This is a genomic window from Terasakiispira papahanaumokuakeensis (assembly GCF_001709345.1).
GTDB lineage: Bacteria > Pseudomonadota > Gammaproteobacteria > Pseudomonadales > Halomonadaceae > Terasakiispira > Terasakiispira papahanaumokuakeensis.
This window is the reverse complement of sequence record NZ_MDTQ01000001.1, coordinates 1,832,584-1,847,423: the sequence shown is the minus strand read 5'-3', so window position 1 is coordinate 1,847,423 and position 14,840 is coordinate 1,832,584. Positions and strand designations below refer to the sequence as shown.

The 14,840-nt window shown below is 47.3% G+C and carries 13 protein-coding genes; 5 read left to right on the top strand and 8 right to left on the bottom strand.

From position 1 onward, the window contains the following. Nucleotides 1–48: 48 nt before the first annotated feature. On the bottom strand, nt 49–1,011 hold the full coding sequence (gene hutG, locus BFW38_RS08115) for a formimidoylglutamase (RefSeq protein WP_084004532.1): 963 nt from the start codon (nt 1,009–1,011) through the stop codon (nt 49–51). Next, nucleotides 1,001–2,215, bottom strand: coding sequence for an imidazolonepropionase (gene hutI / locus BFW38_RS08110; RefSeq protein ID WP_068997934.1), 1,215 nt, complete (start codon nt 2,213–2,215; stop codon nt 1,001–1,003). Before hutI ends, hutG begins: the two co-directional genes overlap by 11 nt. A 437-nt stretch (nt 2,216–2,652) precedes the next feature. Between hutI and BFW38_RS08105 the strand changes: the two genes are divergently transcribed. Further along, the gene (locus BFW38_RS08105) at nt 2,653–3,975 is read left to right on the top strand and encodes a YjiH family protein (RefSeq protein ID WP_068997933.1); all 1,323 of its coding nucleotides are present in this window, start codon (nt 2,653–2,655) and stop codon (nt 3,973–3,975) included. Between the two features lie 174 nt (nt 3,976–4,149). On the opposite strand, the gene ilvA is transcribed toward BFW38_RS08105, so the two are convergent. Both ilvA and BFW38_RS08095 read right to left on the bottom strand, forming a co-directional pair. Beyond that, a complete protein-coding gene (gene ilvA / locus BFW38_RS08100) occupies nt 4,150–5,727 on the bottom strand; it encodes a threonine ammonia-lyase, biosynthetic (RefSeq protein ID WP_281180449.1) in 1,578 nt (525 codons plus the stop codon). Between the two features lie 35 nt (nt 5,728–5,762). After that, nucleotides 5,763–7,139, bottom strand: a complete 1,377-nt coding sequence (locus tag BFW38_RS08095; RefSeq protein WP_068997931.1) for an aminotransferase-like domain-containing protein — start codon at nt 7,137–7,139, stop codon at nt 5,763–5,765. Nucleotides 7,140–7,629: 490 nt separating this feature from the next. On the opposite strand from BFW38_RS08095, the gene BFW38_RS08085 reads away from it, so the two are divergent. The 4 genes from BFW38_RS08085 (at nt 7,630) to BFW38_RS08070 (ending at nt 10,878) form a co-directional block, all read left to right on the top strand. Further along, nucleotides 7,630–8,403 (top strand): GNAT family N-acetyltransferase, encoded by a 774-nt coding sequence (locus tag BFW38_RS08085; RefSeq protein WP_068997929.1) that lies wholly within the window; start codon nt 7,630–7,632, stop codon nt 8,401–8,403. Nucleotides 8,404–8,452: 49 nt separating this feature from the next. Next, nucleotides 8,453–9,391 (top strand): U32 family peptidase, encoded by a 939-nt coding sequence (locus BFW38_RS08080; RefSeq protein WP_068997928.1) that lies wholly within the window; start codon nt 8,453–8,455, stop codon nt 9,389–9,391. 51 nt (nt 9,392–9,442) lie between these two features. Further along, nucleotides 9,443–10,192, top strand: a complete 750-nt coding sequence (locus BFW38_RS08075) for a heme oxygenase-like domain-containing protein (protein ID WP_068997927.1) — start codon at nt 9,443–9,445, stop codon at nt 10,190–10,192. 74 nt (nt 10,193–10,266) lie between these two features. Next, complete coding sequence (locus BFW38_RS08070) at nt 10,267–10,878, top strand: LysE family translocator (RefSeq protein ID WP_068997926.1); 612 nt, start codon at nt 10,267–10,269, stop codon at nt 10,876–10,878. Between the two features lie 179 nt (nt 10,879–11,057). On the opposite strand, the gene hutC is transcribed toward BFW38_RS08070, so the two are convergent. The 4 genes from hutC to BFW38_RS08050 form a co-directional block, all read right to left on the bottom strand. After that, entirely contained in the window at nt 11,058–11,774 is a 717-nt protein-coding gene (hutC, locus tag BFW38_RS08065; RefSeq protein WP_068997925.1) for a histidine utilization transcriptional repressor HutC, read from the bottom strand. A 274-nt stretch (nt 11,775–12,048) separates the two neighbouring features. After that, nucleotides 12,049–12,546 carry a DinB family protein gene (locus tag BFW38_RS08060; protein ID WP_068997924.1) on the bottom strand — a complete coding sequence of 166 codons (498 nt, stop codon included), beginning with the start codon at nt 12,544–12,546 and terminating at the stop codon, nt 12,049–12,051. Between the two features lie 516 nt (nt 12,547–13,062). Continuing rightward, complete coding sequence (locus BFW38_RS08055; protein ID WP_068997923.1) at nt 13,063–13,992, bottom strand: hypothetical protein; 930 nt, start codon at nt 13,990–13,992, stop codon at nt 13,063–13,065. 82 nt (nt 13,993–14,074) lie between these two features. Continuing rightward, a complete protein-coding gene (locus tag BFW38_RS08050) occupies nt 14,075–14,653 on the bottom strand; it encodes a hypothetical protein (protein WP_068997922.1) in 579 nt (192 codons plus the stop codon). Nucleotides 14,654–14,840 lie beyond the last annotated feature (187 nt).

Below are 14,840 nucleotides of genomic sequence, written 5' to 3'. Positions count from 1 at the left end.
GTTCGTGGATGATGAATCGTGGTGACGAATCGTTCGCAATGCCCGGTGCTAGCGCTCCAGGGCCAATTGAAAAATCACCCTGGCGGCGGCACGGGCGGTACGATTGTCGATATCATGCTGGGGGTTAAGTTCGGCGATATCGGCAAGGCGAAGCTTGCCGCTATCGCGAATGAGATCGATCAAAGGCTCGATCAAACTCAGTGAGACGCCCCGTGCAGCAGGCGCGCTGACACCAGGGGCCTCTGCCGCCGGGAGTACATCCAGATCCAGGGTGAGATAGAGGTGATCACAGGCGTCGATAAAGCTTTTCAGATCGCGCCGAATGTCACTCATTTGCTCGGGTTGAAAGTCCCGGTCCTCGCGCACCAAAACATCAAGCTGGGCTGCACGGTTGAACAGGGCCTGAGTATTGGCGGCTCGGCTAACGCCTAAGCAGGCATACTTAAAAGGCCAATGGCGTTGAGCGCATTCGTGAGCAATTTGCGCAAAGGGCGTGCCCGAAGAATGCACATGAGAGGGATCGCGCAGATCAAAGTGAGCATCGAAATTGATAATACCGATATGAGGCGCTGGCTCACCTTGTGGGTGGAGGTATTGAGCCAGCCCTGACCAGCTGCCAAAGGCCACTTCGTGCCCACCCCCCATGACAATGGGCAAGTGACCCGCTTCGAGTAACTCGGCGACGCGATCAGCCAGTTGTTGTTGAGCACTTTCCAGCGCATCGTCTTCACAACGAATATTGCCCGCATCATAAGCCGGGGCATGGCGATGCCACGCCAGCGGCGCCAATGCTTGGCGCATGGCCGCAGGCCCTTGTACCGCCCCGGTACGCCCTTTATTTCGGGCCACGCCCGCATCACTTTCAAAGCCCAGTAAGGCACAGCCTGATGGCGCGGCTTCAGTGAGCGGTTGAATCTTCTGATGCCAGCGTTCGCTATTCGCTTCCGGGTCAATACGGCCCGTCCAAGGAGACATATCGAGGCTTGTGAGAGGTGTCGTATTAGAGACCATGGGTGATGACTCCTTGGAATAAACGGTGTCGTAACCGTCCGGGCTGTACGGCATAAGCCAGCTCGGCGGGGGTCTCGACATCCCACACACAAAGATTGGCCACGGCCCCTTCGTAGAGGCGACCGAGCCCTTCTAATCCCAATGCCGTGGCGCCATGCGCGGTCATCCCTGCCAGGGCTTCTTGGGGCGTCATACGAAACAGCGTGCAAGCCAAGTTGAGCATCAGCGTGGGCATAAAGAGAGGGGAGCTACCGGGGTTGGCATCGGTGGCAATGGCCATGGGCACACCCGCTTGGCGCAGAGCCTCAATCGGCGGTTGTTGTGTCTCGCGCAAGGTGTGGAAAGCGCCCGGCAGGATCACCGCGACCGTGTTGGCCTCACGCATAGCGGCAATGCCATGATCGTCTAAGTATTCAATATGATCGGCAGAAAGGGCGCCGTGACGTGCTGCCATCGCGGTTCCGCCAAGGTTCGAGAGCTGCTCGGCATGGATCTTAATGGGCAGGCCATGCTGTTGGGCAGCCTTAAAGATCCGTTCACACTGCTCGACAGAAAACGCAATTTTTTCGCAAAAAACATCCACCGCGTCGGCCAAGCCTGCAGCCGCTGCTGCCGGAATCATCTCTTGGCATACTAAATCGACGTAAGCATCACTCTGATCTTGGTATTCAGGCGGTAGCGCATGCGCGCCCAATAATGTGGTTACCACTTGGATGGGAAAGCGCTCACCAAGACGGCGTGCCACCCTGAGCATTTTGAGTTCATCTTCGAGGGTCAGCCCATAGCCCGATTTGATTTCTACACTGGTCACACCCTCGGCCATTAGGGCTTCAAGACGAGGTTGGGCCAGCCTGAACAGCTCATCTTCACTGGCGGCGCGGGTGGCGCGAACCGTACTGATAATGCCGCCGCCCTTTTTGGCGATCTCTTCATAGCTGGCCCCTTCAAGCCGCGCCTCAAACTCTTCCGCTCGGGAGCCACCGAAAATCAGGTGAGTGTGGCAATCCACTAAGCCTGGCGTCATCACGCCACCGCGCCCCATCTCCGTACAGTCTTTGGCCCACTGCTCATCAAATTCACTCATCGGTGACAAGGTGATGATCCTGGCCCCCTCGGTGATCACTGCCATGGGTTCAGGCCGTGTTCTGAGGCCATCAAAGATGATGATGTCGCGCCACAGGCACCGACTCATTGCATTCGACATAGGGCGCTCCTCTTCATCATGGTGATCGCATCATCTGGAATCAAAATGGATCTTGAATGATTCATGTCAAATCATAATGTATATACAGTTAAGCGATGGATGACAGGGTTCGTCAAGATGGTCGATGAAAAAATAACCTGAAGGCGCCGGGCGTCGAAAAATTGATTTTTATATTTTTTCAATAAAAACAATGAGTTGATATTATTTTTTGGTGATTTTTTCGGTTTTAAAAATGGTTTTATTAGACTAATGTCGGTTTAGGTGAGTAGCCGATTTACTTCAATTTAGCTTGATATGTATATACATTGTGGCACAAGGAACCGAGGCATTAGAAACAGAGACGTTAGAACAAAAAGCGAGCGCTATTGGGCCTTGCATGGTGAAGCGATCACTGTAGCCAAGCCCTACTCACGCGACATACAACAAGAGGCATATTCATGCGCCCTTCAAGTCCCTTATCCCCCCAGCGACCCCCATTCGCTCAGATCTTTAAGTTATTTTTCCCCAGTGCATTAGGCATACTGATTTTCTTCATCCCCGTTGAAATACAAGGTCGCAGCACGATATTGCTCGATCACCTGGTGACTGGCGCAAAAAGCGTTTTAGGTGAAGCCAGTGGTGTTTATGCATTGGCGCTGATTGTGGCCGGTGCGGTTTATCCGCTGCTGAAAGGCCATTGGAATCGTAATGTGACAGAGTGCATCTTCACCGTGCTGAAATGGCTTGGGGTGATCGCGGCACTGATGGCACTGACCGGTTGGGGGCCTGCTTTCTTGCAAGCGCCTGACATGCTGCCTTTTCTATTTCAAAAACTCGTCATCCCGGTTGGCTTGATCGTACCGATTGGCGCTATTTTCCTCGCTTTATTGATCAGTTATGGGCTGCTTGAATTTATCGGCGTGCTGGTTCAGCCCGTGATGCGGCCGATCTGGCGAACGCCGGGGCGCTCGGCCATTGATGCGGTGGCCTCTTTTGTTGGCAGCTACTCGATTGGTCTATTGATTACCAACCGGGTCTACCAGGCGGGGCAATACTCGGCGCGAGAAGCCGCCATTATCGCGACGGGATTCTCCACCGTGTCCGCGACTTTTATGATTATCGTGGCACGCACCTTGGATCTGATGGGGGTCTGGAATGCTTACTTCTGGCTCACCCTTGTGATTACCTTTGTAGTGACGGCTTTAACCGTGCGTTTACCGCCCTTATCGCGGATGGATGATCGTGTCGAAGCGGGCGAGCCCGTTGCCGTGTCAGGCCAACGGCTACCATTGGCATGGCAGACAGGGCTTGACGTGGCGGCCAAAGCCCCTGCGTTGCATAAAAGTGTTGCGCTGAACTTCAAAGAAGGATTCGTGATGGCCATTAGCATCCTGCCTTCCATCATGTCAGTCGGGTTGCTGGGCTTAATGGTGGCCAAATACACGCCTTTCTTTGAATGGTTGGGCTGGCTGTTTTATCCGCTGGTGGCGGTATGGGGCATTAACGACGCAGCAGCCCTCTCTCAAGCCGCTGCTGCGGGGCTGGCCGAAATGTTTTTACCGGCCCTGCTGATGGCCCAAGCTGATTTCGTCGCACGCTTTGCTGCAGGCGTTGTCTCCGTCTCAGCGGTGCTCTTCTTCTCCGCCTCCATTCCATGCATTCTCTCCACGAGCATTCCGATTTCCATCGGCCGCATGCTCGTGGTGTGGTTTATCCGCGTGGCCTTAAGCCTACTGCTAGCCATTCCCACCGGTTATTGGGTGCAATCGATGATGGGTTGAGTACTTTAAATGGCCTGTTTTTGCATATTCAGCTTTTGATATCGAGCCACGAGCACACCCCGCATTCGCTGCAGAGGGTGTGCGGGATCTCCTAAGCTAAAAGTGAACACTACGACATATATTCCTTATGATTAGAAAGACTTAAAAGTGATCTTTGCCAATCCATGTGTATGATTATTTCATAAAAAAGCGATAGGCAGGATTGTCCGACTCTTTCCAGTAGCGATAGCCGATCTCGTCGAAATGCTCCTCGGCGTGTCCGCGATCGTCTTCCGGTAACTGCATGCCCACCAACACTCGACCGTAGGCGGCGCCATGGTTGCGGTAGTGGAACAGCGAGATGTTCCAGTCGTGGGGCAGGTGGGTGAGAAAGTTCATTAGTGCGCCGGGGCGTTCTGGGAACTCGAAGCGATAGACCTCCTCATCGAAGCGTTCTTGGGGGCGGCCGCCGACCAGATGACGCAAGTGCAGCTTAGCCAGCTCGTTGTCAGTGAGATCTTCCACTGGATAGCCCGCTTCGCGCAGCTTGTCGATCACCGCTTGGCGATCTTCACCCCCAAGCTTGATCTGAATCCCAACAAAGATGTGCGCCTGCTCGGGATCGGCATAACGGTAACTGAACTCAGTGACCATGCGCTGGCCGATGGTGCGGCAGAATGTCTTGAAGCTGCTCGGCCGCTCGGGGATGGTTACCGCCAGGATCGCCTCGCGCTGCTCGCCCAGCTCGGTGCGTTCGGCGATGTGTTGCAGGCGGTCGAAGTTAGTGTTGGCGCCGGAATTGATGCACACCAGGGTCTCGCCGCTGGCGCTGGTCTGCTGGATGTACTTCTTGAGGCCGGCCAGCGACAGGGCGCCGGAGGTCTCGGAAACCGCGCGGGTGTCCTCGAAGATGTCCTTTACTGCTGCGCACATCTCGTCGGTGTTAACGGTGATGATGCTATCCACCAAGTCGCGCATCACTGTGAAGGGCGACTTACCGACCTGGGCCACCGCCACGCCTTCGGCGAACACCCCGACCTGGTCCAGTTGTACGCGCTCACCTGTGTCTAAGGCTGCTTTGAGGCTGGCGCTGTCTTCGGATTCTACGCCGATCACCTTGATCTCTGGGCGCAGGTACTTCACATAGGCTGCCACGCCGGCGATCAGTCCACCGCCACCCACCGGCACGAAGATAGCGTCTATTCGGCCGGGATTTTGCCGCAAGATCTCCACCGCCACGGTGCCCTGACCGGCGATGACGTCGATGTCGTCGAACGGCGGGATGTAGGTGTAGCCGTGCCCTTCGATCAGCTCCTGGGCATGAGCCACCGCCTCGCCAAATGCATCACCCTTGAGGACCACTTTGGCGCCCTGAGCACGTACTGCAACGACCTTGATCTCCGGCGTGATGCGGGGCATTACGATGACTGCCTTGACACCCAGCAGTTTGGCCGCCAAGGCCAGCCCCTGAGCATGATTCCCCGCCGAGGCGGTAATCACGCCCCTGTCTTTTTGTTCGTCGCTGAGTTGAACCAACTTGTTGTAGGCGCCGCGAATTTTGAAAGAGTAGACCGGTTGGAGGTCCTCGCGCTTAATCAGAATGTTGTTGTCGAATCGGCGGGACAGAAAAGGGGCCGGTGAAAGTGGCGTTTCCCGAGCAGCTTCGTAGACTCGAGCCTGTAGAATCTTCTTGACGGTATATTCTAGCATCCTGAAATTCCGATAAACCGCACATGGAGAACCACTCTTGGTCGCTTTCTGAAGTGGTTCAATTTAAGCGTATGTCATCCCTATACGCTGCCAAATGGTCACAACCGACGACTTGCCTCGCGTAACGTCGAGTTGATTATTTTTAAAGCATGGGTTAACTCGCCTCGTGAGCTTGCTGCACTTGTGCTAATCCTGAAGGCTTGAGGGGCCGGTGTATTGCCAACACAAAAAGGCTCAGAGTGAGCCACTAGAACGCCTTGAGAGGCTAAGCTATCGACAACGGTAGTGCTTCTCAGCCCATCGGGCATATTGACCCAGACATAAGACCCATATGGATTTCCTGAAACACTTAACCAATACAGATAAGACTTGGTGAGTTTCTGACGATGGTGTAGCTCATCGAGCTGCCAGTTCAACACCCTATCCGCATCACCACTGATAATCCATTGGCAAGCGATATCGACCATTAATGGCGCAGGCATCCAGTGGTGGGAACGAATAGACTCTGTCAAAGCGCTGAGTACTGAAGCGGGAGCTTTGACCAAACCGACACGTAGTCCTCCGGCCAATATTTTTGAAAGACTAGCGATGAAAATCGTATTGTCTGGAGCCAGTGTATGTAAAGGCGTCCCTCTAGATGACGGCGGTAAGTATTGGACACCATCCTCCAAAATCCAGAAGCCATATTTTTTTGCCAAAAAAGCTAATGTATCCCTTGTCTCTTCGGGCATAAAAGCGCCCGTAGGATTGTTTTGATCTGGCGAGACATAAACGATCCGTGGTGGTGCTCGTTCGCATAACTTTTCCAGAGCATGAACATTGAGGGTGCCCTGATCGAGCGGTAAGCTTTTAACTTTCAAGCAAGCTTGTTGAGCTGCATTAATGAAGCCAGGGTAGGTCAAACTTTCAGCGGCAATACACTCTCCAGGGCGCACTAAAGCGTTTAATGCCAAGTAAATCCCATGCTGACCCCCTAGTGAGATAATCGATTCATCCGGATGAATATCTATTCCCAATCCCTTGAACCATGTGGAAAGCTTAGATTTTTGATCTCTAAAAGCATTGGGCGCGTGATAAATAATGCTATCAGCAATGCTCTTATTGTTCCTCGAAACACTTTCCACTGCTTTACGCATAGCCTCAGTGCGTAATTGATCTCCAGGCGGTAATCCCAGACTAAGATCTATTTGCCCGCAAGAGCTATTCTGGCTATAGGGAAAAGGGGGTGAAATTATTTCATGATTTCTAACATAGGTACCGCTACCGACACGCGCACTTACAAACCCTTGCTGTTCAAGCTCATCATAAGCTTTGGAAATAGTGCCAGCCGTCACGCCTAGCGATTCGGCTAGCGACCTGTGTGTGGGTAGCTTCTCACCTGGCTTGATTTCTTCCTCTGAAATCAGATTTATAATCGCTTTTGAAATGGCGATATATTTCGGGTCTTTATCGTAAGGTGAAAGATTAAGCTGCATTATCTCACCAGAGGTTAAGTGATATTTAAAATGCCTGAATGATTTATTTGTAGTCTGTCTATATGTATAGACAGAAGTTCTATCAGTATGTTGCCATATGATTTTTCTTTATAACTACTGATTTTGACTTCTCCTATCCTCCCCCAACTGTAAAAAAACCATTTCCTATCAATTGGGGCGCTTTGAAATGCTTTCATGGGGCGTAACTTCATAGAACTATCATTCAATAGCAAGAAAGCTCCTCTCATTCAACATGAGATATCGAGTCTGTCGCAATAGCCGTGTGCGTTTTTTTATCCCTGCTGAGAGCTAAAAGAAGACTATCGTCAGTTATAAATTCACTTTTTTGAATTACTGTTAATGCTTTTATTCTCAAAAAGAATAAAAAAGTGATTGACGCGGTGTCAAAAAAATTATTGACGAGCATTGAGTCAAAAGGCACGATGATTTTAGCCTTTCAATTGTCAATTAACAGGATGTTAATGCTGGTATGAAAACGATAACCGAGAGGGTCAATTTTAATCACGACTCAATTAAAGGGAATGAAAAAACTCGCTCAGAAGTTAGTGTTAGATATGTTGGATCTCTGAAAAAGGATAGCGAGGTTTTCGTAAGATGGATAAGAGACTCCCTCGTAAAGAGCATGCCTAGGCACGAAGTTAATAATTACTTTGATGTTAAGGGTGATGAAATATTAAAATCTTCATTCTTGTCTGTAGCATCTAGGGAAGACCAGTGCGTTGGTGTTATTGCATTATCTAAAAAAAATATTCGAGAATGCACTATTCTTTATGTTGAAACTATTCTGATGGCAGAGTCTTTTCATAGATCTGGTTTGGCTGCAAAACTAATCAACTCTGTTTTTCAAGGTGTCTACAATACTGGTGAGGATTTTCCAGATTGTATAGCTATGAAAACATACAACCCAATTACTTACGTGATGATGAAAAGGTTTTCTCGGAGTGAATGTGCTTTTTATCCATTAATAAGTCAAAAAAATAGCGATGAAAATATCTTGCTAGCTAAAAAAATATCTAGCCTAGTCGCCTTCGACTGCCAGTTGGATGAGTCAAGAGGAATTGTTTATGGTGGTGGTGGCTCGGTTTCTAATAATTTCTGGCAAGATCCACCGAAATCCGGTGATTATGTCGTCGATAATTTTTTTCAGAATCAAATGACGGCAAGTGACAGAGTTCTCTGCTTTATAAACATAAATCATGAAGAGGATAAAAAATATGTAATGAGTCGGTTGGGCATTAAGTGAAGAGGTAATTCGATTTTTTATAGGTTAAGTCATATCGGAAGGTAAAAAAATGAATAAGGAAGCTATAGTTTCTACTGGACCGGGCTATCAGTGGCTACGTGAAAAGGGATATCCTACCACAGATATGATATCTCCTGCTGGATCTACTCAATGCTTCGATGGAGGAGGTCAGTACGGCGTTGAGATTCCTGTTGTTAATAGTCTTAGAGCTTTAGAACACTCTATCAAAGCGATTGAAAGAGCAGGTATTTATGTTTCCCGTTTCAATGAAACCTTAGGCTCTTTCCTTCTCTCTGACCAAGAAATTAAAGACATGCTGACTCTCTGTCGTGAGAATCGGTATGGCATGGTGATTAGTATGGGGCCTCGGCCCGAGTATGATACTAAGGGCGCCTTTTATAGAACTCAGTTTGGGCTCGAAATGGGTCGGCGTATAAATAACAATGATAGTATAAGAGTGTGTGTCGAGGAGGCCATCAGGCTTGCTGAGTTAGGGTGTAGAGGTATTACAGTTTATGATATTGGTGTAATGAGAATTTTAAGTGAAATGCGTGTTGAGGGAGTCCTACCAAAGGATATGATTTTCAAAACCTCTACGCACTGTATGGCGGCGAACCCTTTTATTGCGAAAATATTTTCTGAAAATGGTGCGGATAGTGTCACGACTGCACATGATTTAGGGTTGCCCGTTCTTTATGAAATGCGCCGTCAATCACCCGACCTTGCTCTGGATGTTCCTGTTGATGTATATAAATCCAAAGGTGGATTTATACGTTTTTATGAAGTCGCAGAGATGGTTAACTATCTTTCTCCAGTGATGCTTAAGATGGGAGCTAGTGCCCAAGGCCATCCATACGACTCTGTTTCAGATAAAACAGCGGAAGAGCGAGTCCTTCGAGTCGCCAGAGGGCTGGAAGTTCTTGATCGTTACCTACCAAATAAAGAGCGAATAAGCCTCGAAAGTCGACACTATGCTCTTCCGCAGTAATAAATAATCATCCAGTTGAATTTATTTTGAAATCTCCATTAGAGAATAGTTATGATTAAAGACCGGGATTTAAAAACAGTCGCTCATCCTGACTTCAAGAATGTTATTGATAAAAAGTTAGAATCTTTTTTAAGTCGGTTTTATAGTGAGGTCGAAGGCGGCGATCATCTTCTTAAAAGCGAAGATATAAATTTAGAATACTATAAAAGAAATGTCATTGAGATTATTCTTCGACTAAGAATGAAGCGTTGGATCGACGCACTGACAATTCATTATTTTACAAAGCACAACCCCTTCTTGGCAAAAAAATGGGCTGCTTATACTGAAGATGAAATGCTTCATGATGAAATGTTTATTAAAGATTTGGAGAGGTTGGGTGTCAGTCATAAAGAAGTATATGGAACCGATCCTATGTTCTCCACAAAGTTATTGCAGGGTTATTTTTATTATGGACTTGAACATGAAGGACGTCCGCTAGCCTCTTTGTCTAGCTCATACTTTATTGAAAAAATGTCAATTTATACCCAGCCTGACTGGATTGAGAATATCGAGAAACGTCTTGGTAAAGGTATGGCAAAAGGCCAACATGCACATGTTAGTCATGATATTGAAGATGACCACTCCCTTTTTGTATGGAATGTGCTCATGAAGTTTGTTGAGAGCGATCAAGATAAGAAAAAAGTAGAAGAACATATTGAAAATGTCTTTACTCTTTTTTGTGCATTTTACACAGAGTTGTATCGGAAAACGATTGCAAAGACTGAGAGTGAAAGTGCAGTTGTCAATGTGTTGACAAACTAGCGCTGAAATTTTGTTAATTGGGGCAGGCTTGGATGTTTGCCCCTTTTATATCATTTATTATTTGGAGAAGGGTAATGTTCGGAGAGATCATTTCTCAAGCTTCACCGTTTCTTGGTTTTGCAGTGGCTACGAGTATAACGCCCGGTGCAAACAATATTATGTTAACGAGCTCAGGAACCCATCTCGGTTACTATCGGGCCTTACCCCACCTTTTTGGAATAATTTCTGGTTTTTTATTATTGATGCTGGCGGTGGCATTTGGTCTGGGGGCTGCATTCAATGATTTTCCGGTGCTGCATGAAGTCCTTAGATATGCGGGTTCAACTTATCTTTTATACTTGGCATGGAAGATTTTTAACGCCTCAAGTGTAAGCATTGATAATGATGGAGAGAGTGTGACTTTTTGGAATGCCCTCACTTTGCAATTCTTAAATCCTAAAGTTTGGGCGATGGCTGTGACTGCAATGTCTGCATTTACTATTACCGGGAGCGGCTACACTATTTCTGTATTCGTTGTGAGTGGGGTTTTTTGTGCCGTTTATTTTGTATGTGGTTCGATCTGGGTTGGGTTCGGTGTCACTATAGGCAAGCTTATTAGCAATAAGCCAAAAGCCTACCGGGCCTTCAATGCGATCATGGCACTTTTACTCGTTGGAACTTCCCTCATGATTGTTTTAGGGGTGTGAGCGTATTGGCATATATATTCATTCATACTTGGGAGCGTGGTGAGTATGGTTCTGACTGTTTGAGGGAAACCGGCTATTGGGTGCAATTGATGATGGGTTGAGGTGATGGGTTGAATTGTGCTGATGAGCCCTGGGTTGAGAATCACCGGTTGATAGGCCTCAGATGATGAGGCCTAAGATCATGACGCCTGCCGATGCACCGACGAACGCAGTTTATAGCGGTTGCCTGGGTGCAGTAGGCGGGCATAACTGATCAATTGTTCGCCCGACCAAGTCCGTCGGCTCATGCTGAGGCAAGGGGTTGACGTTTCGATATCGAGCCATTCAGCTGTTTGGGCATCAACGAGAAGGGCTTCGACGATGTGTTCTACATCCGTAATCGGGCAGGCTGCGACCAGCACTTCATTGGGCGTGTGCACTGAGAAATCACTGGTCAAGTAATTCGGCACCCAACGAGGGTTCACATAACGATTTTCGAGCTGAATCGGGGTCTCGTCCTCTAGATGTACAAGCAGGCTTTGGAAGACTCGGCTGCCCAAGCGCACGCCTAGCCTTAACGCGACCTCATCATCGGCCTCAATCGCTTCACAGACCAGAACACGATTGCTGTAATGATGGCCTCTCTCACGCACTTCATCCGCAATGTTGTACACCTCAACTAATGACGATTCCGCTTTGCGATCAGTCACAAAAGTACCCAGCCCGGGCTGGCGTGTCAGATAGCCTTTTTGGACCAAATCTCGAATGGCTTTATTCGCCGTCATCCGACTGACCCCAAAATCCCGAGCCAACTGCTCCTCAGGGGGAATCTGATGATGAGCGGGCCAAGTGCCTCCCAGAATATGCTCCAGTAAGTGCTGCTGTATTTGCAAATAGAGTGGCGGGGTCCTGGTCATGATCAGCCTTTCAAGTGAAACCTATGTCTATACAGATTGAGTGTACCTTGTGCGGCCGATTCGAGCATCCTGAGCAGGCATAAATCGCGTGACGGAAGTGGGCAAAGAGGGGCGGCCTGATCTTCCCCGTACCAGTGGGCACCTCAAGAATGTTATATCGCCCTCGCAATGGTGCCTCAGTACGATAGGGATCATGAATCCTGACGTTTTTGAATCTTGAGTGATCGCTTAAACAGCGCCCACTGTTGCTGGGTAAGATCAGTTAAGTTAAGTGCTAAGCCACATCCCTTCTAGACAGTTCCGCTTGATGTAGGTATCGCGTAAAGGTGTCTTTAGGGCGTTCTAGGTTATTTTCTGTCAGCACTCTAGATGCCATGCCCCTGTGATTACTGCCATGAGTTAATAAATGGATCAGTATCTCTTCTACTGATAGTTGCCCGGTATTACCATCGACAAACGTAAATGATATCACCCTTTTTAAGGCCTCTTCGGACACTGATTGTGTAAAATTAACTAACCAAGTGTCATTTTGATGCATTGTATCGCGAAGCTTAGATAATGTCGGAGTCTCAACAGTATTGTCAGCCGTATAGCGTTCAGGTTCACCTAAAATCCGGCTGATAAAAAGGCTATCAACAACCGTTGTGTGATTTAAAATTCTGAGAAAAAACTCACGATCATTGTCTGGAAGTTTGGAGAGTTGCCGTTCTCCAAAGTGAAGTAACTCAGTATTGGCCCACTGCTTATATTGAAACGCTTTGGCAAACTGCATTTTCTTCTCCATGCGGCCTATTCAGGCATGAGTCAACTCAATGTGTGCCTAACCTTGCGAATACTGCTCATGCACGTTTGTGTGAGCCCAGAATTCGCCCTCACAAGGTGATATCCGTAATTTTTTAATAGTGATACATCTTACAAGATGACGCTAGTCCAAAATGGACATGCTAGGTAAACGACTCACGCCCGCTCACTCGCCATGCTACGGACATAAAAAACCGCGCTGATGGTGGTGTGTCCACCTTTGTGATTGCGAGACGCCAACCCCGACGACTGGGTTAAAAATCACCGATTATGTAGCGGCTCACGAATAATGTCTTAGGGTCGGGGTGGCGTTAAGGGGAGGGAGGGCCGACGGCTAGGTGAATCTCTAAGCACCGGGTGACACAGAAATATGAACACCTTCCCACGAAACCTAACCATTACACCGTAAACACGAAACCCAACGATGCAATGAAAAATGCCAAACGTTGGGAATCATTCTTAAATGCTTTGTTAACTTGCTGGTTACTTAGAGCCTACTGGCATATTGAATTACACCCACTTGCTTTTTCGCAAAGCAGACCAACCCCATAGAGCACAAGACCAATAAAAATTGCTCTTCGCTATAATCCCAGTCTTTGTAATCTTCAATTAACTCAGAGTCACATTCTTCTATTAAACAATCTAACGCACTCAGCAGTTGATTGTATTGTTCAGACAAGTTGAGATTTTTTTCTATCGGAAAGGCTGTATGCATTAGTTTTTCTTTCTCATTTATTAATCGATCTCTAGAGCCGATGAGTTCCGGTTTAATTCTCACGAATAGAGACTTATACTGATTCAAATAGCCTTCTTCAAGCCAAGCTTCTTTCCAAACACTACGCCAATCTTGGCCTTCGACTCTATTTAGTAATTGGTAATAGACCCATCTGAATGCTGAAGCTGAAGTAATACTTTTAGACTTTGAAGGTGAACCTAAAGTAGCCTCAAAACTGCATGATGTACCATCAACTTTTTTTAGTAGTTTATTGTATTCATCTTTTGTTGTTGAGCCCATTCCGTTTATAATGGGTGAGAGTATCCTGCGACTGGCCGCCCCAATTTGCTTTTTACTATCTGAAGCATAATCAGCCAATAATTCATAACCGTCATGCAAAACATGCTTAAGAGGTCGAGGGTCAATACCACCAAGGTCTGGATTATCAAATCGTTGAAGTTGCCTTGACCATGTTGAGGTAATTTCAAATGCTAACTTGTCTAGTTCCGAAACAAGCGCGTTTAGTTGTTCAACTTCCTGAACATAAACAAGAGTTGCTGCACTATGATGTGTCGCTAAAGCCGTCGACTCAGCAATTGAAGTTGCCCTCCGGCTTACACGCCAAGACGCAATAGCGGCAACAGCAGCAGCTACTGAGGCAACAGCCGACATTGATGATGGGATAACCTCGAACCAATCCATTAATTTCCTCTTTTAGCATCGTTTGAAATCAAAAAGGCATGTTAATCATTTTAATTTCGCATGCATTGGCTTGTTATGCCTATTAGGTTGATTTGTGAAATACGATGGCATCACGAAATCCGTTGCTCTCTATTATTGGTTCGGATAACTCATTGACATTGAAAAACTCAGAAAGCTTATTCTTTGCCATATCGAGATTTTGTTCATTCGGTGAAATAATATCCGGAGGTATGAATATATTTTCAAACCTCAAAGTAGTTTCAAGATCGAACTCTTGATTAGGCTCTTTGTAACCGCAGTGATCGAATAGGACCATGCCGAATATTTTAGCTTTAATGTTATTCCCATCAAATGAGCAGAAGCTTATCTTGGTAACATCAACCGGTATGTGCTGGCTATCAAGATAAATAGATCCATCAATATATCTCTCTTCAGGGTTAACTGGGAACTCAAATTCTTTGTCTTGAAGATCGGAAAAAGATCTAAAGTGGATCTTAATAAAATCTAGCTGGATGCAGGTTTCTTCAGTTTCGTTTTGAAACTCTAGCTCATCTAAATCTATCGAGATTGATAAAAATAGAGTCATCGGCAAGCCGGCATTTTCATTTTTGAATAATAAAGCGTTTATTTTACCGCGCTCAGGGCTAATTTTTATTGCCACTGTATCTCCTTAGGGCATAACGCCCCAATAAGCCGCCGAAAGGAGCGCAGCGTATTGAGGTCGGATTAATTGGTTTGTTAAATGCCGTAGTCCCGTTCTACCTTCGATATACGAGTTTTGAATGATGAATACCATTTTTCATGGCCAAGCCTTTGGGCTTCTTGGTGCTCTGTATTTGCCTTCCACT